The sequence below is a fragment of the Nitrospira moscoviensis genome (genome assembly GCF_001273775.1).
Lineage (GTDB): Bacteria > Nitrospirota > Nitrospiria > Nitrospirales > Nitrospiraceae > Nitrospira_D > Nitrospira_D moscoviensis.
On record NZ_CP011801.1, the window covers coordinates 2,891,343 to 2,910,725 of the forward strand.

At 58.7% G+C, this 19,383-nt stretch carries 20 protein-coding genes; 4 read left to right on the forward strand and 16 right to left on the reverse strand.

Annotated features, from left to right (window positions below):
• Window positions 1-212: 212 nt before the first annotated feature.
• The gene (locus tag NITMOv2_RS14100) at window positions 213-1,325 is read left to right on the forward strand and encodes a ParM/StbA family protein (protein ID WP_053380475.1); all 1,113 of its coding nucleotides are present in this window, start codon (window positions 213-215) and stop codon (window positions 1,323-1,325) included.
• Window positions 1,322-1,645: a hypothetical protein gene (locus tag NITMOv2_RS14105; RefSeq protein WP_053380476.1), complete on the forward strand. Its 324-nt coding sequence runs from the start codon at window positions 1,322-1,324 to the stop codon at window positions 1,643-1,645. Before NITMOv2_RS14100 ends, NITMOv2_RS14105 begins: the two co-directional genes overlap by 4 nt.
• Window positions 1,646-1,659: 14 nt before the next feature.
• Here the strand turns inward: NITMOv2_RS14105 and NITMOv2_RS14110 are convergent, their stop codons facing one another.
• From NITMOv2_RS14110 to NITMOv2_RS14175, 14 genes are all read right to left on the reverse strand, one after another.
• Window positions 1,660-1,893, reverse strand: a complete 234-nt coding sequence (locus tag NITMOv2_RS14110; RefSeq protein WP_053380477.1) for a heavy-metal-associated domain-containing protein — start codon at window positions 1,891-1,893, stop codon at window positions 1,660-1,662.
• On the reverse strand, window positions 1,886-4,381 hold the full coding sequence (locus NITMOv2_RS14115; RefSeq protein WP_053380478.1) for a heavy metal translocating P-type ATPase: 2,496 nt from the start codon (window positions 4,379-4,381) through the stop codon (window positions 1,886-1,888). Before NITMOv2_RS14115 ends, NITMOv2_RS14110 begins: the two co-directional genes overlap by 8 nt.
• 12 nt (window positions 4,382-4,393) lie before the next feature.
• A complete protein-coding gene (locus tag NITMOv2_RS14120; protein ID WP_053380479.1) occupies window positions 4,394-4,936 on the reverse strand; it encodes a cytochrome c biogenesis protein CcdA in 543 nt (180 codons plus the stop codon).
• 178 nt (window positions 4,937-5,114) lie between these two features.
• Window positions 5,115-5,417: a metal-sensitive transcriptional regulator gene (locus NITMOv2_RS14125; RefSeq protein ID WP_053380480.1), complete on the reverse strand. Its 303-nt coding sequence runs from the start codon at window positions 5,415-5,417 to the stop codon at window positions 5,115-5,117.
• 229 nt (window positions 5,418-5,646) lie between these two features.
• Window positions 5,647-6,339, reverse strand: a complete 693-nt coding sequence (locus NITMOv2_RS14130; RefSeq protein ID WP_053380481.1) for a hypothetical protein — start codon at window positions 6,337-6,339, stop codon at window positions 5,647-5,649.
• Window positions 6,340-6,384: 45 nt separating this feature from the next.
• The gene (locus tag NITMOv2_RS14135) at window positions 6,385-6,636 is read right to left on the reverse strand and encodes a hypothetical protein (RefSeq protein WP_053380482.1); all 252 of its coding nucleotides are present in this window, start codon (window positions 6,634-6,636) and stop codon (window positions 6,385-6,387) included.
• Window positions 6,637-6,651: 15 nt separating this feature from the next.
• Complete coding sequence (locus NITMOv2_RS14140) at window positions 6,652-7,989, reverse strand: HD domain-containing protein (RefSeq protein ID WP_145976348.1); 1,338 nt, start codon at window positions 7,987-7,989, stop codon at window positions 6,652-6,654.
• 3 nt (window positions 7,990-7,992) lie between these two features.
• On the reverse strand, window positions 7,993-8,328 hold the full coding sequence (locus NITMOv2_RS14145) for a hypothetical protein (RefSeq protein WP_145976349.1): 336 nt from the start codon (window positions 8,326-8,328) through the stop codon (window positions 7,993-7,995).
• A 278-nt stretch (window positions 8,329-8,606) separates the two neighbouring features.
• Window positions 8,607-9,161: a transglycosylase SLT domain-containing protein gene (locus NITMOv2_RS14150; RefSeq protein WP_053380485.1), complete on the reverse strand. Its 555-nt coding sequence runs from the start codon at window positions 9,159-9,161 to the stop codon at window positions 8,607-8,609.
• A gap of 18 nt (window positions 9,162-9,179) precedes the next feature.
• Entirely contained in the window at window positions 9,180-10,193 is a 1,014-nt protein-coding gene (traN, locus tag NITMOv2_RS22860) for a conjugal transfer protein TraN (protein ID WP_238590359.1), read from the reverse strand.
• A gap of 1,040 nt (window positions 10,194-11,233) precedes the next feature.
• A complete protein-coding gene (locus NITMOv2_RS14160; protein ID WP_053380487.1) occupies window positions 11,234-11,713 on the reverse strand; it encodes a heavy metal-binding domain-containing protein in 480 nt (159 codons plus the stop codon).
• The gene (locus NITMOv2_RS14165; protein WP_145976350.1) at window positions 11,697-12,713 is read right to left on the reverse strand and encodes a prolipoprotein diacylglyceryl transferase; all 1,017 of its coding nucleotides are present in this window, start codon (window positions 12,711-12,713) and stop codon (window positions 11,697-11,699) included. Before NITMOv2_RS14165 ends, NITMOv2_RS14160 begins: the two co-directional genes overlap by 17 nt.
• An 81-nt stretch (window positions 12,714-12,794) precedes the next feature.
• Window positions 12,795-13,430, reverse strand: a complete 636-nt coding sequence (locus NITMOv2_RS14170) for a hypothetical protein (protein WP_053380489.1) — start codon at window positions 13,428-13,430, stop codon at window positions 12,795-12,797.
• A 128-nt stretch (window positions 13,431-13,558) separates the two neighbouring features.
• On the reverse strand, window positions 13,559-14,185 hold the full coding sequence (locus NITMOv2_RS14175) for a hypothetical protein (RefSeq protein ID WP_053380490.1): 627 nt from the start codon (window positions 14,183-14,185) through the stop codon (window positions 13,559-13,561).
• Window positions 14,186-14,251: 66 nt separating this feature from the next.
• Here NITMOv2_RS14175 and NITMOv2_RS14180 point away from each other — a divergent pair, with 66 nt between their 5' ends.
• Together NITMOv2_RS14180 and NITMOv2_RS14185 are read left to right on the forward strand one after the other, a co-directional pair.
• Complete coding sequence (locus NITMOv2_RS14180) at window positions 14,252-15,658, forward strand: hypothetical protein (protein ID WP_145976351.1); 1,407 nt, start codon at window positions 14,252-14,254, stop codon at window positions 15,656-15,658.
• Complete coding sequence (locus tag NITMOv2_RS14185) at window positions 15,640-16,797, forward strand: hypothetical protein (RefSeq protein WP_145976352.1); 1,158 nt, start codon at window positions 15,640-15,642, stop codon at window positions 16,795-16,797. The genes NITMOv2_RS14180 and NITMOv2_RS14185 overlap by 19 nt, the downstream gene beginning before the upstream one ends.
• 742 nt (window positions 16,798-17,539) lie before the next feature.
• On the opposite strand, the gene NITMOv2_RS23565 is transcribed toward NITMOv2_RS14185, so the two are convergent.
• Window positions 17,540-18,328, reverse strand: coding sequence for a hypothetical protein (locus tag NITMOv2_RS23565; RefSeq protein ID WP_145976353.1), 789 nt, complete (start codon window positions 18,326-18,328; stop codon window positions 17,540-17,542).
• 361 nt (window positions 18,329-18,689) lie between these two features.
• Window positions 18,690-18,920, reverse strand: a complete 231-nt coding sequence (locus NITMOv2_RS14200; RefSeq protein WP_053380495.1) for a hypothetical protein — start codon at window positions 18,918-18,920, stop codon at window positions 18,690-18,692.
• Window positions 18,921-19,383 lie beyond the last annotated feature (463 nt).

Consider the following 19,383-nt stretch of genomic DNA (forward strand, 5'->3'; position numbering starts at 1 on the left):
CAGCGTACATCGCTTTCACCATATAACCTATGGATGATATTCATCTTGTATGTCCATTGAACTTGTTCGCACTTCCCTGCTCCCGCTTTGGCTTGGTGACTTTGATGGTTTCCTGGAATCCTGGGAGACTCTCTAGCGTCTGGTCAGTAATACGAGAGGCGAGAAGCCAGATTATCCGTTACTACCAACCAGTCGAACTAAAGGAGCGCTATATGGCAACTCGCACAAGGGCGACCGCCAAGGCAGGAATGACATCAGGCGTTAGACATTCACCGAACCAACCGAACGGAGAGGTGTCGTTCATCGGTCTTGACGTGGGCTATGGGTACACGAAAATTGTCTTCGAAGACGGGCAACGCATCATCTATCCCTCGCTAGTGGCACCGGTTGCCGTCACCTCGATCGACCTGGGTCTCTCGCTCTCAAAGAGCGCCGTTCAGGTCGAGGGAGCCGATTATGTCGTTGGCGAGGAAGCAGTCCAGGCCGGCTGGAGGTTCCGCGAACAATATGACGGGTGGTGGACCTCTCCCACGTTTAAGGCGCTCGTGGCATTTGCCGCACGCCATGTGCCCGAAGGCGCCCACGTGTTCACAGGCCTTCCGCTCCATGTGTATGCGTCTGCAGCGGCCCAGACTCAGGTGGCAGAGGTAGTCCGGAAGGGACTTCGCACGAACCAGGTTACGGTCTTCCCTCAGGGGGTAGGGGCGTTCTTCGCTGCGATCGCTGCGCATCCCGGTTCTGAGGAAGGCCGAAACGCCTTCGTCGATATCGGCATGCGCACGACCGAGTTCGTCGGCATGTCCAATCGCCAATTTCTGAGCGACCTCTCATGCGGCAAGGTCCTGGGCGTCACAGAACTCTTCGCCCGCGTTGCCGAGAGCTTGACTCACCAGCATGAAAGAGCAATCGATCCCTACGAAGTCGATCTCGCGATTCAAGGTCTTCGCCCGATAAAGGTCAAAGGGGACAATCTCGCCCAAAAGGTCATCGATGAGACCATCCAACCCCTTCTCAAACCATTTGCCGAACGCATCCTCGGCGAAATGGCCAGACTCTGGGGACCAGGCGCTCCGTCCTTTGACCGGGTCATTTTCTGCGGCGGAGGAGCATTGATGCTCAAGCCTTATCTATCAGCATTCCGAGGGAAAGTGGAATTTCTCAGAGACTCGCAATACGCGAACGCTTGTGGCTATCTGCACTTCGGCCGTTGGGTCTACCAACGAACGGTCACGAACAATGCGGTCCATCCGACACAGTCCGAGCAGGATCACCAGGGGGAATCAATTCAAGATGAGGATATGCTTCGTGTAGGAGGGACCATATGAGGAAGGAGCCGGAGAAGGGGCATCGCATCTACCGGCTCTATTTCAACGAAGAAGATCCGTCCGACGTTGCCCTCCGGCGTTGGATCTGGTCACTGCCGGCTCGCAAACGGGGTCATATCATCAAAAGCATCTTAAGAAAACAGCTCGCGGACTGGGGAAGAATGAAAGGCCGCCGTGTGACCCGTACACCTCAACCCATCAAGCGGATGGGCTCCCAACGCACCATCCGGGCACATGAAACACCGAAACCAAGCGCCTCCAACAACGATATTCAATCCCTACTCAACCGAGCCTTCGCCTCGAAGGCATCCACCCCTTGATCAGGCCTGTAACTCTAGGTTGAACTCCCAACTCTGGTGTGGTAACCGATCTCACCTAAGCGCTCGGTGATCGCCTTGGCTTCCACCAACGCCGCGTCATACAGCACCTCGATCAGTTGGTTGCGCGCCTGAGCGCGAACCTGCCTTATCCCCTGCAGCGTTTTGAGGAGGCGCTCAACCCGCTGTTCGCACCCCTCACAAGTGAGCCGCTGCCCACCGACGACTTCGAGACCAATGGACTTAAGCATATGTCGCACCTCCCTTTAATGCGGGCACCCTGGACGGCACCTGTGGCGCACGCCCGACCGTCTTGATCGCCTCGAAGAAATAGGTGCCACGACTCCACAGGGAATTCATGAAAATGGAGGTGACGCTGGCCGCCATGGCCACCATGCCCCATATCGGATAGACCAATCCCGTCGCGGCTGCCGGAATGCCCAGCCCGTTGAACGTGAAGGCCAAGATGACGTTTTGCACCATCTTTCTATAGCTGTAACGGCTGATCGCATAAGCATCGAGCACGGCACTGACCCGCCTGTTGAGGATGATGACATTGGCGGACTCGATCGCGATATCAGCTCCGCTTCCGAAGGCAATGCCGACCTCGGCCTGCATCAGCGCCGGAGCATCGTTGATGCCGTCACCGACCATCGCCACGCGCGCGCGCTCCTGAAGCTTGCGGATCATCGCGGCCTTCTCGGCCGGCAGGACGCGGGCATGGACCTCTTCGACCCCCACGGCACGGGCGAAATGCAGTGCCGCCCGCTCGTTATCACCGGTGATCAGGCTCGTGCGGATGCCGAGGGCGTGCAGTTTCCGAACCGTCTCCGCGGCGTCGGGCCGCAGTGCATCGCCAAGCGCCAGCAATCCGAGCAGTTCGCCATCCCGCGCAGCAGCGATGACCGTCAGTCCCTGCGATTCGAGCTCATTGATCCGTGCCTGCTGAGGCGCGAAGTTCACTCCCTCGCTCGCGAGAAATGACGGGCTGCCGACCATCAACCTGGCACCCCCGAGGAAAGCTTTGACGCCGCTACCCGGGATGGCCTCGAAACCCTGGACCTCCGGCAGAGCGATGCCGCGCCTGAACGCTTCTTCGACCACGGCTCTGGCGAGGGGATGTTCGGACCCCGCTTCGACCGCCGCGGCGAGCGTGAGCAGTTCGTGTTCGGAGGCTGCGACTGGAACAAAGTGGCGCACAGCGGGACGGCCCTCTGTGAGCGTGCCGGTCTTGTCGAAGACGACGCGCTGGATGCGCCGGAGCGCCTGAAAGGCCTCGCCGGTGCGCATCAGCACCCCGCGCTCGGCCGCTTCGCCCGCCCCGCGAACAATCGACAGCGGTGCGGAGATCCCCACGGCGCAGGGATACCCCATCACCAGCACGCTCAGGCCGGCGAACATCGCACGCTGCAGATCGAGGGAGGCTCCGACGAGCAGTGGACCGAGGAGCCAGAAGAGAGTCGCGCCGGCCGAGGTGAGCAGCACGAGCGGTGTGTACACGCGCAGCACGCGGTCCACGAGGTGCAACAGGCCGGGTTTGAGGGCTCGCGCATCTTCCACGCTCCGTATGACTTGCCGGAGGAAGCTCTCCTCGCCGACCACGGTCACGCGCACGAGGAGCGAGCCGTGACCGTTCAAGGCGCCACTCAGCGTCCGGTCCCCCGGGCGCTTCTCGACAGATATCGGCTCGCCAGTGATGAGCGATTCATCAACGTCCGACTCCCCCGATTCGACCACGCCGTCTACCGAGACTCGCTCACCTGGGCGGATGCGCACCAGGTCGCCGATGCGCACGTCTTCTAACGGCACCTCGACTTCTTTGCCGTCTCTGACGACATGCGCCACGTCAGGCTGCAGATCGAGAAGCTTTTTGACTGCCTGTGAACTGCGGGTTTTGACGATGAGCGACAGCCACTCGGAAAAAATGTGATAGGTCAGCACCATCACCCCGACCGAGAAAAACGCGGTCGTCGGATAATCCGGCAGGTCGAATGCCAGGCCGATGATCCCGCCGGCAAGCCCCGCGAATGCCCCGAACTCAACCAGCACGTGCTGGTTGAGGATGCCGCGCCGTAGTGCCGCTGCTGCCATGTGTGCGATGTGCCTGCCCACGCCGAAGATGAGAGAGACTGTGAGCGCTCCGGCCAGCCAGGGCGTTGCGGCGCCGAATGCGCCGCTCAGTTGCAGCGCGTAGATGCCGGCCCCAGAGACGGCGAGCAGGGCTGAGCCGGCAAACGCCCAACCTAAGCCATAACTGCGCAACACGACGAAGGAGAAAGCGACAAGGCTCGCGATGGAAAACACGCACAGCCAGAACCAGCCGCTGTTGACTGGGTATCCGGCTAACCCCATCGCAGCAATGCTCATGGTCAATGCGGCGATGAACCGTCCGCGCTCGCGCACCAGGGCACGCTCCTCTTCCTCAAACGGACGAAGCTTGCGCGGATCGGAGACGGTGTAGCCGATGTCCTTGAGCGTCTGCAGCAGGTCGTCGGCCCGGGTCACGCTCGGGTCGAACTCGATCAGCGCCTGCTCATGGGTCAAGCTCACCGCCACTTTGTCGACACCGGGTCGCCTGCCCACCGCCTTTTCAATCGTGCCGGTGCACAACGAGCAGTGGAGCCCTCCGATATGGGCGCGGATGCGGCGCCGGCCCGGCCTTTTGGAAGGTTCCTCGTTCCAGAAGCGTGAAGTCGATTCAACGGTCGTTGTCGATGGTTGCGATCGTCTGTTCGTCATACAGGCCTCCATTTAGCTCAGTCGTAGAAAGATCCAGAGGTAATAGCCCGTGATCAGCAGCAGGAGGCTGCCGGTGGTGACTCGAATCGCGCGCGACCACGACGGCTGACAGCGCAGCCGCGTCGCAATGCCGGAACACAGCCCAAGGAGCAGAAAGGGCAGCCCCCGCCCCACCCCATATCCCAACGCCAACAGCGCGCCATAGGACGGCCGGTGTTCGGCGGCGGCGACAGTGAGCACGAGAAGCAGGGAGACGGCAGGCGTGCCGAGACTGAAAATAAGCCCATAAATGAAGGCACCGAGAACCCCTGGCCATCGTAAGGGTGTGATATCAGGCAGCCTAAGAGACGACGCGAAGAGCACCGCCAGCGCGGCGACGAACGCCAAACCCGCCATGATGAGCATCCACCACTGCCCAACCACCTGGGTGGCGACAAGGCCCAACAGCCCCGCGAGTGCGCCAAGCGCGGTCAGACTCAGGACGAGGCCGGCGAAAAAGGCTGTGGCAATCTTGAAGCCGCTGCCACGGGTTCGACTTTCTGCAGTGCCGACCACCCCGGCGACTCCGAGCCCGACGGGAAACGTGAAGGGACAATAGCGCTACTGAGCAGGCCGGCCACAAAGGCGATGCCGACAACGAGTTCCGAACCATGAAGCAGTAGGTCGCCATAGGTCTTGAGAAATTCCTCGACAATCATCCGATGTCTCGCAATGCGCTGGGCTCCCCCATGATCTATCGGGCAAACTTGAAGATCACGTCCATCAGCTCGTCGTAGATCTCATCTCCTGCTTTCGATCGGATCGCCTCGGTCGCGCACTTCTCCAGATAGTTGCGCATCATCAATTTCGTGAGCCCCCGAAGCGCCTCCTGCGTCGAAGCCAATTGTGTCAATATCTCAACGCAAGGGCGCCCCTGTGAAACCATCTTCTTGATCCCTGTGATCTGCCCTTCGATGCGATTCAATCGGACCGTCGCATCTGCCTTGCGGTCCTCACTAATGATCTGGGTTTTTTCTCCCAGGAAAGGAACTTTCATCGTGCCACCTCCATATAGGGGTACCAGGTACCCCCATTTTATAGCCATAGGGGGTATGGCTGTCAAGGGGGTGACGTGCCGGGTCAAGTCCTGAGACCGGCGCCCAAGTTTCCAGGCAGTGGACTCGAGAACAAACTCAGACCCGGAAAGAGAATAAGAGTCACAGCTAGGCCAAAGTGGGATCAGGCAATGGCTTTGGGGCAAAAGCTCGAAAGGAACCGACGCAGGCTCAGTACCCGTCGTAGAGCATGTTGCGGCGATGCTCGAGCTCGGCGTACTTCGAGCCGCGCACGAAGAAGATACGGGGGATGATGAGCGAGACAGCGGTACTGAACACCACGAACCAACTCGACAGAAGGAGCACTTCGCGGACATTCAGGATCCACGTTTGCACCTCCACTGCCGTAGCCTGATTCATAAGGACCCGCCACGCCGGCCACAACTGATCGGACTTGGCGTCCACCCAGTCCGGCGTGAGTAACCCGTACAATCCATGGAAGAGCAGAAATAGCAGGATCACTTTCAGAATATTGAAGGTGACCATCGCGCTGTAGATGCTATCGATCGCTTGCCGGCAGGCCTTCCCATAGTAGCAGTTGCCCAGATTGACCCCGATCATGACGTTGTAGCCCAATCCATACGCCATCGCGATGAGGACGGAGAAGAGCTGATCAAATAAGCTCGGGGTGAGCGTGCCGAAGATGGGCACGAGATTCGATAACACTCCCATGCTCATCGGCACGAACAAGGCGCTGATCAAACCATCGGCCAGTGCCCCTTTCACGCCCACTTCAAAATACGCGATCCGCCGGTCCAGGAGAAGATAGTTCTCAGGGATCTCCCGCCCCGTCTTGACGACCGTCGCAAGGATCTGAATCTCGGAGATTGCCTCGATGAGGCTCCGGGGCTTGGCCCTAGCCATACCCTCTGCAAACAACGGCCCCGGTCGTCCCCCTTTCTCCACAGCTCACCCCCCGCCGAAGAATCGTGTGACCGAAGTCACATAGGCAAGCAGGATCGTCAGCGCATAGAAGACGATGCCGATTGCCAGCCGTTGTTTGTAGGCTCCGTACCAGAACGCGAATCCGAGACAGGTCACCGCCAACACTTGCGCCACCACACCCTGGAACAAGGTGGTAAAGACCCAGTTCCACCAGGCCAGATATTCTTCCAGCGTGATGTAGGAGAGCGGGTTCAGATAATCGATGAGATTTTCCATTGTTGGCGTGTGCTCCTACGAGAGCGCCCGCAGTTCGACAATGATTTCGAGGATCCCCGACTTGCGGGCCTCAAGGTCCGATGCCGGCACATTGAAGACTTCGAGTTTGATCGGGACAAAGTAATTACGAGGTGGGAGCGTTGTTCTCCGTCTCGGGTTGTTCATGATGATGTGATAGCTGCGCCCATAGAATCCCTCCCCGATCGGTACTGCAAGGACGTCAGCACGCCGTACATCATCGACGATGCGACGCAGGGCCTTCTCTCGATCAGAAAGCCTGATCAAAGAGAGATCCACCACCTTGCGCTCCGCGGATAGGCGCCGGGCACCATCAAGGAGCAGATCGGGATGCACGTAGACCGTATCCTTGATCGAGATGGCGGACCACCTCCCGCCTCGCTGGAGCTGGTTGATTTTCGGCTCCATCAGTTCTAACAGGCGGGGAACCGAGAACCAGCTTTCCCACGGCTGCACTTTCAAGTCTTTGGAGAAGGCTGCCACCTCCAATTCTCGCGCCCGTCCGTCCGCTTGCCGTAGCAGAGCGTCGAACTGATCTTTACTCGCTCGATGATGACCGCGGATCGCATCCAACGACTCCTTCAGCCACGGAATGTCAGAGCCCGCAAAGAGTTCCTGCACCTTCATCGCGCTCACAGCAGGATGGTCACCCATCGTGTAGATCCCGCTTGCGCGGAACACCGGAATCTTTCCCAGATCATGGCCCAGGGCGGCCACCAGCATCTTCGGGATGAGCGGTTCGTAGTCGCGATACGTTTCCTTGAGATTCTTCACCGCCAGTAGTGTGACACGATGGGTGTGCTCCTTCAGCGTCACTTTCACCAATGTGTCGCGGATACTGTACAGATCGCTGTGTTCCTCATCCTTCTCCGGCGCAGTGACAACCACTGACGGACAGTGCCCGTACTGCTCCAGTACCTTCACCATTTCCATGATAGGCACCCACACATGCTGCGCCTCGAGAATGGCCTGATGCGGCACCAGCAGATCCCGCACCAGGGCGGAGGACTGAAGGACTTCCGGTCGGAGAGGCTGGCTCACAGGTCGGGATTGATCCGGAGGCACATTGGACAAAGCGAAGTCCTCCGATCCATGAGGATCAGCACGCTGAGCCGAGTCCGATTCGGCCACCATCGCGTGTTCGTCAGTCCGGTTCTCCTCCGGCGGGACCTCAATCCTCATGAAATCAATGTTCAAAGGTAACCACAGGCCCTTGGCGAGATCGGACAAATCGATTTCAATCGGGTCGGGCCCACGAGGATCTGGCGCCGCCAAGCTGACTGATTCCTTCCATCCCAACCCTGTTACCACCGCACTCAGCCATCGTTTGACCATGGGCTAGGCCCATTGTTCGGGCAACGGAACAGGTTCAATCGCCGGCCGCGTCACACGGACGGGAATCGCTCGCCCGAACAGGGCGACGTCCACCACTCCCTGTTTCCCGTCCCACTCTCGCAAGAACCCGATCACGGGCGTACTCGCCCAATGGGCAATACGCACGAGGTCTCCTGGAGCAAACATTTCCTCACAAGCACTAGGAGGTGCGGCCAACGTCCCCACATCGCACAGATCCTCGATCGGCATCACTCTCCTGACACCAGGAAACTTCGACACCGCCTCGATCTTTGTCCGATCCAGCTCGCACACCACATAGCCCTTCACGAGCTCAGTCATACGGGCGGTATCAAGTTGCTGCAGGTATCGCGTCACCCGAATCTCATGGCCAGGGACCGCCTCGATCCCGACGACCTTCACTCCTGCGTCTTCCACCGACTTGCCTCGACAGCCACCAACCACTATTCAACAATTCCAATTCATTCCCGGATGTATATAAGATGCTCCCCACGACCCGCTGAGATTGGCCAGGGTCCCGGCCACAGGTGCGACCATGCCCTGGAGCTGGTCAAACCCGTTCGGCAAGTGCAGGAGCAAGACCGACCTCTGATCGGAGATCATCGACGCGTCTTCCTCACCTGTTCCAGAAGAACAAGCGCGCGATAGATTTTCCACACATACTGAGTCAGCCGCTTCGAGCCGTTGTACCGTCCGATCGCGACCCAGTTGTGTCCAAACAGATCGAGCTTCTGCCGGAGCACGAAGGCGGCCCACTGCAAATTGACACAGGCATCCAGAAGATAGACGGGATGCACGCGATACTGTTCCAGATTGCGACTGTTGATCTGCCCCAGTCCCACATCAAAATTGGCACCCTGCTGCCATAAGCGACTGACCAGCTCCGCTGCTTGTGTATAGGACAGTCTGCCGCGAGACTCGCCCTCGTTTTGGCGATTGACCCCGACCGCAAGGGGATTCCCTTCGCTCTCCACGTGCACGATCGCTTCGAGAAGAACAGGCGAGACGTGGTATCGGTGCGCAGCCTGCTGAACGCAGCGATGGTTCAGGTACCAGTAGGTGTCCCGGCTGAGGGGTAATCCGCCGATTGCCTCGGCTCCTATTGGAACCAGCGCGATGACCAGGAGCGCACCAACCAGAACTGTGTGCACCATGCCGTTCAGGCCTCCGGACTAGCACTTTCCGCTGTACGCGCAGATCTTCGCATTCATGTCGGAGGCCACAGCCGCTGGATCGATATTCGCGTTGACGTGCACGTACCACTCGGTAAAGTCCATGGCGGCGAAATTCAACGACGAGAATTGCGTGATGCTGAACCCGCTGCAGTCTGGCGCGTCGGCTGACCCCCAGGGCCAACCGATTTGCCCGCGGCCTTGTTCCTGGACTATGCGGGCCAGTTCCGACTTGAAACCACAGTACACCTGCTCCTTCCTGGTGCAGACCTTTCCCAGCCCGAAGCTGATCCACTCGACGCAGCGATCGCCGACATAGTGCGCTTTGTACAACTGCCGATCCTTTGCGAGTTGAATCTCCTCGTCCGAACAGGTTCCCAACAATTTGCTTGGGTCGCTCGCGTCACAACAGTTGATCAGCACGGACGCAATGGTGCTGTAATCGCAGGCCATCCTCGTTCCGTTGAAGACTCGCAAACTGCTCGTATCCCAGTCGTTCTCGACGTCTTTGATCAGCTGGAGATACGTGGCGGACAGAGCCAGAGATTGGTCCGGCGGCGTGGACGTATTCACACAAAACGGTACATAGCTCCCTGGCGTTCCGCATTGATTGCATTGCTTCATCGTGACGGTCTTGTCGCACACGGGCGTCGATGCACAGGAATAGGTGTTGGTGTACATCTCGCAGGTTCCAGTGGCCGTATTGAACTGCGAGCAACTTGATGCGATTTGCGTACATCCCGCCGCTACATACGATTGACAGGTATCCGGAGCCTGGGTCTGAATCTGCCAGGTCTGCTGTTCATTCCAGCACCCGGACTGCGGGCTTACGTTATAGCTCTGCCAGGTGAGCCCACCTGTGATCGTGACGGTATAGGCATGGGCCTCCCACCAAAACGTAAATGGAATCTGAAACGTCGTCGGTCCCGTCCAGGTCGCCGTTCCCAGGACAAACGTCATCCCATTGCCCCAGCAGGCGCACTTGCGGTTGCAGAAGGGCGGCCTACCCACCATCGAGGCGGACCCCCCTTCAGCAACAAGCACAGATCCCGCACTGCCGTTCGCATTGGTGCACCCATACTTGTTTTCTCCCGCGGCATTCCCGGAGAAACTGAATTTCAACGTGTAGCCTCCTGCTCCATTCGGAGTCGGAATCACATAATTGATCCCGTACCACGCCTGCGACATCCCAGGACCATGATCGTGAAGCCCTCCCCAGCTTCCACCTGTCCCGATGGCGGCTCCTGTCGGTTCCGAGCATGTCAGCGTGCGGGTAGCATCATCCAAACAGGTCACCGACTTCTGCGTCGCCTGCCCACTCGCTGCCAACGCTTGGTAGGGAGAACAGCCGTCGAACAAGGTCTCGGTATCCACCGGAAGCGTCCCATTCGGGGGCGCGGAACAGGCTGCCGCCGTCAACGAAGGAAACCAGGTTCTGTAGCACATGGTTTCGGCTATCCCAGGGACTTGGCAGGTCTGGATGGAAGGCGGGCCAGGAACCCATTCCACACAAGTCGGGACATCCACACAGGTCCCGCTGAGTCCAGGTGACGGAGTGATGCTGGTTGCCACCGCCTCGGCGGTCTTGACCGGAGCAGTCGTGCTCACATCCCATCCGTCCTTTGACGATTTCTGGTCCTGGAGCGTCGAATAAGTCGGATCCGTCAACGTCGCGTTAGCGGAATCCGAATTGAGAGGGCCAATATCTCCGGTGTTGCTGAAATAGCCTTCCTCCGGCGCTCCGGAACAGCCGGAGTTCGTACAGCCGGCAGCCCCGCCGTACTGAGGCGTCTGCGTCATATTCGGCGCCAAGTTTCCAGGGCTGACCGAACCAGCAGCTTGCATCTCGCCCAACACGCATTGAGCCCGTGCATACGCATCGGCGACGCTGTCGCATGGCCCCACTGCCGTGGCCGGTTTCACCAAGGCCGCAGCACAGCTTACCGACAGCGCCGCAACAATCATGAGCCATCTCGATCGACTGAGCGGTCTGGCCGCCGACGACGGCATCACTTCGACGAATTGGAACGGAACGCGCGGCATCGACCCCTTCCCTAGCTTTTCAGAATCGGTATCGTCGGTCGCGCCACCGCTCGTCCGGAACGAGCCGTCATCTCACTCACGACTCGTTTGGACTCTTCCGACAGCGGGAGCACACCGTCCCTTCCTTCAAACTCACTTACTTCCTTCCTGAGAAATCGCACTGCCGTTCCAAATCCCACGACCTGGGTCATGGCCATCCCTTTGAAGGGAACCGGTGAGACTTCCACCGCCACCCCGATCACCGCATCAGCACCGAGAGCCCCAGCCTGGTCCTGAAGACTATCGAACACGTTCTCCATGGCCTTGCGAGCCGGCTTATCGTAGGTGTTCACCCGGCCACCCAAGATGTCCATAATCCGCGCGATATAGTCGCGAAACGTGCCCAATCCCACCGTGTGGATCTCCACGACCAGCCCTAACGCCTCGACCTCGCGGCCTGGATAACTCTGCGTACTCAGAAACTCGATGTCCTTCTTATCTCGCTTTGCCATCACCGTTCTTCTCCCCTTTTTCCGGGACGGTGGTGTCGGCAGCCGGCTGAGGCGAGAAGGTCAGTGTCCCAGATGGCGGTGCGGCAAGAGGCTCCGCTGGAGGACCAATCCGTGAACCAGACGTCTCTGTCGGAATCGATATCCCTTCCGCCACAGTGCCCTCTTTCGGACCCAGAGCCCCCTGGGCGCCTGCTTTCCTCTCTGGTTCACCTTTCTCGATCCCCTGATCTCGGACGGCACTCGCGGTGTTTTCCACAGGAGAGCGCGGCCCTTTGCCGTCGACAGTTCCCTGAGGAGTCTTCGACGCCGGTGTGATAGGACCAGTCTTCACGGTCGCAGCGGATTTCCCGGCTCCTCTCCCGACGACCGACGGGTCGGCCTTGACTCCAAGTTGCCGCATGGCCTGCTCCACGGCGGGAGACTGGGTGTTCTTGCCCTTTTTCAGTTCTTCCCCGGTGTCAGACGCAGCCGTGGTGTTCGGGCCCGCCTTCGAGACCCTTTCCTGCAGCGCACCTTCCGGCCGATCTTCGCCGTCCTTCGCGCCAGCCTCCTTGCGCAGTTCGGGGGCTCTGGCTTTGGGATCACTCGAGGCCACCGGCTTCATCCTGACCATCAGGACGCCCATCTTGGTGATCAAGGATTCGACTCGATTCGTGAGCGTCACATTGGTTTCGGCCAGGAAGCTGAGCTGGTCCAGGACCTTGCCGAATTTTTCATCCAGCGCCGCCACCTGAGACTCCTGCGATGCCACTTTGCCTGTGAGCAGCCTGGCGTCATCGCGGGCGCGTGCGACTTCTATCTTGGTCTGGTCCTGTTGCAGACGCAGGGTGCCCTGCTCCTTGCTCACGTTCGAGTAGGCCCGATGAACCGCATCCACGCGCTGCTGCAGATCGTCCTTCTCCATTTCCCACTCGGTTTTCACTTCCTTGAGATGATCATACTGAGTCCGGACTCGCTCATATTCCTCACTGCTCACGCATCCGACCAGCAGCATCGCCATCACACTGCAAATCCAAAGGCGCATCATGCGTTCCTCCCCTTGTTCACCACCACCTGGGCTCGATGTTGACTGCTGTGCGGGTTACGTCGCTATCCGAGGAGGGACAGTTCCTCCCGCCGTCATGGGCGTTTGAGCGCCTCGGTCCGGATGCTCGCGAAACAAGTCCTCCGCTTCGCGTGGCGTTCGGTAGGGCAACTCCACCTGTGCACAGAAATCCGCGATCAATTCGTGGAGGCCCCTGATCAGCTCGTGAATCTTCGTGAACACATGCTCCACCTGTGATAAATCGTCGCAACTCATCCGTGTATGAAGAATCACGCCGTCCAGCTTCTCCGCCACCCGCGACACCTTCTTCGTTTCCTCGGATCGCGGGGTGATCACCCGCGCATTCCGTTGTCCGGCGAGGGTGAGCCGATACTGATAGCTCAGGACCGGTGCTGGTGAGAAATCCTGCTCACTGACCCCCATCGCCTTCAGAAGTTCATATCCCAAGTTGACCCACTCATGGATACGATCCAGCTGCGCCTGCACCTCACCGACGGACATGGAATGCCCTGCGCTGAGCCGAAGCCGATTGACGGCCTTATCCAGGGGGAAGAGCATCCCTACGATGACTCTCCCCTCCGGCGTGCGAGGGAGGAGCAACAGGCTCTGCGGATCCTGCAGCCGTTCGCGGTTGTGCTCGGCCCGTTCCTCTGGGCTGAGCCGTCCGCGCATCGGACGTCGTCCCTGACCAGCTAGACCAGTCCGTCCACTTGCCTCCCGCTCTTCCTTCCTCGCCGAACCTGCTTGTCCATTCTGTTGGGTTGCCGTTGCCATAGAAGCCTCCTCTCCCGGACCGACTGTTACGGTTCCGTCCCCAGCTCGATCGCCATCGACGTCAGCTTGCTCGCGAGCGCGACATTCATGCCGCCCTTGCCCAGGAAATATCCCTTGCACTCGGCCGGCACCAGGACCCGCGCCATCTGCTCCTCCCTGAACACGTCGATCCGTCGGATGCGATCGACCGGAGCCGGCGCCAGCGCATTGCGAATGAATCGGCCCAGGTCCGTCGAGTAGCGGACAAACGACACCAGCAGTCTGGTATAGCTGGCGTAGCTCTGACCGTAGGGCACACACAACCTGACCGGGTCGACTCCCTCTTCACTCTCCACGGCGATCTTGACAAACGGCGACCGAAGGCCCGTGGCGACCCGACGTATCCGGACTTCACCATCCGCCAACACAGGACGGAGGATGGATTCCGAAATACGGCGGATATAATGGGGACACCGCTGGGACAGGACCGGATACATCTCACCAAGTCTGTACACCGCTGCCGAGATCGTGTCCTTGACCCGATAGGGCCGGTCAGCATACTGCTTCGGAAGCACTGCGAAGGGCTGCGTGCCATTGACCAGGATGAGGTAACTGTCCCGGTCCGGTAAGGCCTTCACAACCCGACCCAGCACGAAGTCCCCGATCTTCTCCATCGAGCCGGTTTCCTTCCTCCGTCCTTTGTATTACTCCTTCCGCTCGCGGGGACTTTCCTCAGCACGATGCACGCCTGCCTGCCGACCTGCTCCTTCCGCCCTGGCTTGCGTTTCACCTCCGCTCCTGTATTAGTGCTGCAGGAAGCTCTGTCTCGGCTGGTTGTGATCGAGGCATCAATGGGTCATCAAAAGCGGGCTCCCACTGAAGAACTACGGGTCCCCCAGACATCATTCCCCTGGTTTCTCTTCATTTCGCTGGTGCTGACGCACTGCGCGCCGATTGAAAAACCCGTCAGCCTCGACCACGTTCATCAGGTGCCGGTCATTCACCACACTGAGCCTCTAGGCCCTCCGGAACTCCGGATCTCCGCGCACACGGATGGCCTTGGGTGGTCCGTCCAGCCTGTCCAACGGATCCGACGGTATGTCGACATGACACAGCAGGAAACATGGAAGACCAGGGTCTATCCGGCTGCGAAAACCTGTAGAATTCCAAAACTCGTGGCAGGGTGGGTCACATGTCCGACGTGGGGACTTTTAGGGATGACGGGACTCGCATTCGCTGATCCCAGCGGCCCGATGTGGCGCCGATCGGCCCTCTATGAACCTTGCTCGCTGGCCAGCGGCGGTGAGGCCTACTCCTCCGAAGCAATGCTGATGCGAAACGATGTCACGCTGGATCGCCGGATTGAAGAGGAGGATCAGCCCGTGATCACTGGTTCTCTCGCGCTCGTGTGGCAGCTCCCTGGCAAGGATCCTCTCGGCATCGACATTCCTCTGAGCCCGGAGCAGACCACAATCATGTTCCGGGCTCGCTGGATCGCAGACCTGCTCATTCGGCAGGGCATCGAGGTCACCGATCACCTTTCCGGCCGCGCAGAGGTTCAGCTACGGCAACCAGGAGGCCTTCTCATCTCTCATCCGATCCCGTTGACCACCGCGATGCTCCGCACCGCCATCGAGCAGGAAGCGGCCCGCTCCCCCGCCGACCGGTGGCCATCGGCGATCAGAATCCGAACCGTCGTAGAAGCCGATGAACATGCTGCCGCTCTTGAAACGCGCGCGCTCGCAACGCATCTGCAACGACACGTTGCTCGGTCTGGTCTGGCTGTCGTCGTGCGCGACGATCTTTTCGCGGCAACCGAAAGCCTACAGACGGCTCAACATCAAGGCCGCTATAGGGACTCGGTGCGGAACGGAATCGGGCAATGGTCCGGTGCAACCCTACTCGTCCGCGTGTATGCCCAGGCTCTCCAAGAGCAAGGCTACCTCGCGACGGCGAACATCGCTTCCATCGAGACGGGCGAGGTTCTCGCTCATCTCATCGTGGAAGCCCCGCCCGGGCAGTGGGCCGAGTTTCTCGACACCATGAGCGCGCGGATCCTCGACGCCGTCAGGCCAACAGGTCGCCCACAGGCGGATATGGCGCCCCACAATGATACGAGGCGTGAGGGATGGCTCATCACACAATGACAGCCAGCCGATCCTTCCTCCTCCTTATCAGCCTGGTTCTGGCAGGGTGTGCGGAACTTATCCCCGAGGTCGCAGGCCCTCCCCAGACCCGTACGTTCGAGTTCGACCGCCATCCCACCGGCCACTACCGGATCAGGACAGAAGTGCACCCAGATCATCTGGGCTGGACTCTGGCCATCGAACAAGCGACAGTCATCACTACTGCTATTCAGACAGAAACACAGCAACAATACCGCCGCTACGCCTTCTCGCCCCTCTCGATCGTTCCCGGACTTTTCCAATGTCCCTACGGCGTGATTACGTACGCGCTCACGCTCGGCCACGCTTCGGACGAGCCGATGCGCTACGGCTGCCGCAGGTTTCTCTTGCACGAACCCCTTCAGGGCACCATTTCCCTGCCCAACACCAGTCACCGCACCCTCGAGCTGACGGAACAATGGGAGCCGGTTAAGGGAGGCGTGATCGAGGTGAAATGGGAAGGACAGGCTGGTTTACTCGCTTCGTATCCGATCTCCGTCAGGGCAACAGTTCTCCGACTGGCACATCTCGTGCGGAACGATCAGGGGCCGCTTATATCAGAGAGAATGCAGACAGGCAGATTGGAAGTGTCCTATAGGCAGGGACCACATACCGCCACGACGATATTCGAGGTTTCAGGGAAACAGCTCACGAAAGCTCACAAATCCGTGACCCATTCGATACCGGCCAAGCGCTGGCCTGATCCACTCGTCGTTCAGGTCGGCATGTTGCAAGGATTTCCTCCCGTCCTCGAAGAAGTCACCAAGGCGGCCTTTGCTAGCCACTTCTTACAGACACAGATCTGTTTCATCGCGGATGATCCAATCAAAGCCAGAATTGCTGAGGAACAACGGTTTCAACTCAGCGGCCGGGTTCATGACAGCCAGCAAATCGCGCTCGGACGTTGGATTCCTGCCACGGTTCTGATCACGGGACATCTTGAGACCACTCAGACCGCACCCGAACTTATCCTGCAAGTATCGTCGATCCCCTCCGGAGAAGTCCTCGGAACGATCCGCCTCCCAGTCATTCCTACCACCGCAGTCCCTATAGCCTCAATGCTCGACGAGGACCTGCGCCTCCTCACTACCCATGCCCCGAAAACGCCTTGCGGAAGCTGAGAATCCTTCCCGTGACCTCGCCGTGGAAAATCGTGCGCGTCTAACGCCGGCGCTCAGCGCTCGACGCAGTTGGTCCGCTCCAAGCGAGGGTTAGACGGCCTCTTGTACTACTCCGCGACCGGGGTTGGATGATCCAGGGCACCCTCTAACGAGGTCAGGCTGCGGGCTGTCCACTGCGAATTCGTCTGATCTCCGACTACTCCCGATACAGCGCCCCAACCACCTTCGCGCATATCGAGTCTTCCGCGGTCCGTGATTCGGTCCCGCTTCCACGCGGCAACCGTGCCCGAGTCGAGAGAACGCAGACGCACCTTTTTAGTTGATGTGATGCTGCCGCCGCCCGGCTTAGTGACGGCGAATGCGAGACCTGGCGTCCAGCGTACGCCCTTCTCTGGTTCAGGGGATTGCAGCCTGCGCACGTTCTCCACCGCAGCACGCATCGCATTTTCCGCGACTGCCATCCAAGTTGCCCCGTCAGCGTGGGAAAGGGTCGCCGCGGCCTGCGCCGCGTCCAACGTCGCTGTACAGAGAACTAGATTCCCGGTGTGACGAAAGAAGCCGATGACACGGAGATCGACTCTCTTCTCTACGAGGCTTCGATTGATCCGCTGGCAACGAGCTAGCATGGGTTCGCGTGCCCTTCTCCCGCGGCTGAGGTTACCGATATTCACACCGAGAGCGATGTGTTTCACGGCTTTTGCGGTCGGGTGCAACGACTTGTTTGGCGACGAATCATCCAGTTTCACGGCTTAGGGGGATACGTTACCAGACGTCGCATGTAGTGGCTTGCCACAAGGATTACCAAATGCAGGCGAAAAGTACTGTCCTCTTCATCAGATAATCCTGGGTGTGGTCCACTCGGGTGCAGACGATACCAGAAACCTTGAACAAATCCTTTGCCAGTGGGCTCCCATTCGTTGAGCAATGTCTGTAAAAATGGTGGATCAAGAGTGGTGAGAAATTCCTTACGCCCGTGACTTGTCTGCGGAAGTTTGGTCTTATCGGCACATAGCGTTTCCGCGATAGAATCGAATAAGCTTTCGACAAATGGACGCAGTTGCGAATTTGCCCCGGCCCAATCTCCTCGAGTATGCGCGCTCAATGCCTGTTCAAAATGACCCTTGGCAGTGGTAAATCCGAATCGTTCGACAAGACTTGTTAATTCATCTTCAGCTTTTGCCAATTGGAGCTGTTCTGGAAGGATCGTTTTAAGTTTGCCGTTATCAATGATGTAACCATTTCGTTTGAGCGACCGAACCAATCTGGGAAAGAGCTCATCGAAATCCCTATGGCGATTCTTTTCCACAAGAAATTCGACTATTTCGAAGACGAGATTCGCCCCATATGGCCCCTTCTTATCAGGGTTCTCAATAAGATATTTGACAATGCCCAGCTTTCGAGGGTCTAAGGTACTATGATTGTCCGCTTCTTCAATTTCAAATCGAATTAAGAAGGATTCAATGTCAGCATGTGCAGAGAATCCTAACGCGTCGATTATTTCAAGAATGGTATTCCGTGAGAATTGAGTCATAGTTGTCCTGACCACTCTGTTTCGTCGACGAACTAATAAGGCTGCTGCGGGCTTCCCCTCCACTATAGTGAGGCAACCTCATCTACTTCAAAGTCATACGTTTATCTCTCGCTCCGTCTCGCGCTATTGACCGAGATAGGCTGGGAATCCCACAGCCTATCTGAGAATCGGCCCACCATATATCCAGGCCAAAGATTGGCAGTCACAGGTGATCCGCGAGGTTCTCAGTTCCACCTCCTCCTCGCCCCTCTGTCTTCGTATCTGGGACAGCGGAACCGCCGAAGTTAACACATGCCAAGAGGTGTGACATGGTCCCTGAGCCACAAGAAGAACCGATAACAGGCATCACTTGAGGAGACGGCTAATCATCATCGCAGAGAGAGTCTTCTCCTCTGCCATAGGTGTTGCCGTGCACATCGATGACTTCATCGAGCATCGGGTAACCAGTTCCAGGATTGAGTTCCTCCCCTTTGAACTCAGGATCGGGATCCAACAGACCCAGCTCATCTCCTTTTTGAGACAGATCCCACCCCAGACCGTTCCACCACCTCTTCAACTGCCGCCACAGGACCTCTGCTCGGGTCCACATCATGATGCGTGCACCTACATGTTGTCAGGCAAAAGTTTACCTAAATTGACGAACAGTAGCCATTTTCAATGCTACCCGCGTGACAAGCGATACTGTTCCGATCCCGCTACATGCATCAAGCACTCCTATTGATGCGAGGGGATCACGGTTGAATGTGCTTACCAGCGCCCTTCGCCCCAGTAATATCGATCCCGCTTTTCTTGAGGGCATGCGTAAGATCCTCCTGGAACCTCTGGAGATCCTCCATGCTCTGCGGCGAAGTCCCAGGCCCAGGCTGCATGCCAGGCCGACCAGTGGGACCTCCTCCTGGAAGTGGTCCTCCTTTTGGACCTGCAGCGCCAGTTCCGCTTCCGAATGCCCCACCAAGTCGCCGACCCGTCATGGCCAAATTACCCGCACCCGTTACTGTGTATTCCGCTGAATCCGGCCACCGATTCCGAGCGAATCCGGCCACCCCTCGGAGCCC

Bases quoted from the DNA above. Each gene is read 5' to 3' on its own strand.
- NITMOv2_RS14100 (WP_053380475.1), top strand. From the start codon at position 213: ATGGCAACTCGCACAAGGGCGACCGCCAAGGCAGGAATGACATCAGGC.
- NITMOv2_RS14105 (WP_053380476.1), top strand. From the start codon at position 1,322: ATGAGGAAGGAGCCGGAGAAGGGGCATCGCATCTACCGGCTCTATTTC.
- NITMOv2_RS14110 (WP_053380477.1), bottom strand. From the start codon at position 1,893: ATGCTTAAGTCCATTGGTCTCGAAGTCGTCGGTGGGCAGCGGCTCACT.
- NITMOv2_RS14115 (WP_053380478.1), bottom strand. From the start codon at position 4,381: ATGACGAACAGACGATCGCAACCATCGACAACGACCGTTGAATCGACT.
- NITMOv2_RS14125 (WP_053380480.1), bottom strand. From the start codon at position 5,417: ATGAAAGTTCCTTTCCTGGGAGAAAAAACCCAGATCATTAGTGAGGAC.
- NITMOv2_RS14130 (WP_053380481.1), bottom strand. From the start codon at position 6,339: ATGGCTAGGGCCAAGCCCCGGAGCCTCATCGAGGCAATCTCCGAGATT.
- NITMOv2_RS14135 (WP_053380482.1), bottom strand. From the start codon at position 6,636: ATGGAAAATCTCATCGATTATCTGAACCCGCTCTCCTACATCACGCTG.
- NITMOv2_RS14140 (WP_145976348.1), bottom strand. From the start codon at position 7,989: ATGGTCAAACGATGGCTGAGTGCGGTGGTAACAGGGTTGGGATGGAAG.
- NITMOv2_RS14145 (WP_145976349.1), bottom strand. From the start codon at position 8,328: ATGACTGAGCTCGTGAAGGGCTATGTGGTGTGCGAGCTGGATCGGACA.
- NITMOv2_RS14150 (WP_053380485.1), bottom strand. From the start codon at position 9,161: ATGGTGCACACAGTTCTGGTTGGTGCGCTCCTGGTCATCGCGCTGGTT.
- traN (WP_238590359.1), bottom strand. From the start codon at position 10,193: ATGGTGGGTAGGCCGCCCTTCTGCAACCGCAAGTGCGCCTGCTGGGGC.
- NITMOv2_RS14160 (WP_053380487.1), bottom strand. From the start codon at position 11,713: ATGGCAAAGCGAGATAAGAAGGACATCGAGTTTCTGAGTACGCAGAGT.
- NITMOv2_RS14165 (WP_145976350.1), bottom strand. From the start codon at position 12,713: ATGGCGATGCTGCTGGTCGGATGCGTGAGCAGTGAGGAATATGAGCGA.
- NITMOv2_RS14170 (WP_053380489.1), bottom strand. From the start codon at position 13,430: ATGCGCGGACGGCTCAGCCCAGAGGAACGGGCCGAGCACAACCGCGAA.
- NITMOv2_RS14175 (WP_053380490.1), bottom strand. From the start codon at position 14,185: ATGGAGAAGATCGGGGACTTCGTGCTGGGTCGGGTTGTGAAGGCCTTA.
- NITMOv2_RS14180 (WP_145976351.1), top strand. From the start codon at position 14,252: ATGCACGCCTGCCTGCCGACCTGCTCCTTCCGCCCTGGCTTGCGTTTC.
- NITMOv2_RS14185 (WP_145976352.1), top strand. From the start codon at position 15,640: ATGGCTCATCACACAATGACAGCCAGCCGATCCTTCCTCCTCCTTATC.
- NITMOv2_RS23565 (WP_145976353.1), bottom strand. From the start codon at position 18,328: ATGACTCAATTCTCACGGAATACCATTCTTGAAATAATCGACGCGTTA.
- NITMOv2_RS14200 (WP_053380495.1), bottom strand. From the start codon at position 18,920: ATGATGTGGACCCGAGCAGAGGTCCTGTGGCGGCAGTTGAAGAGGTGG.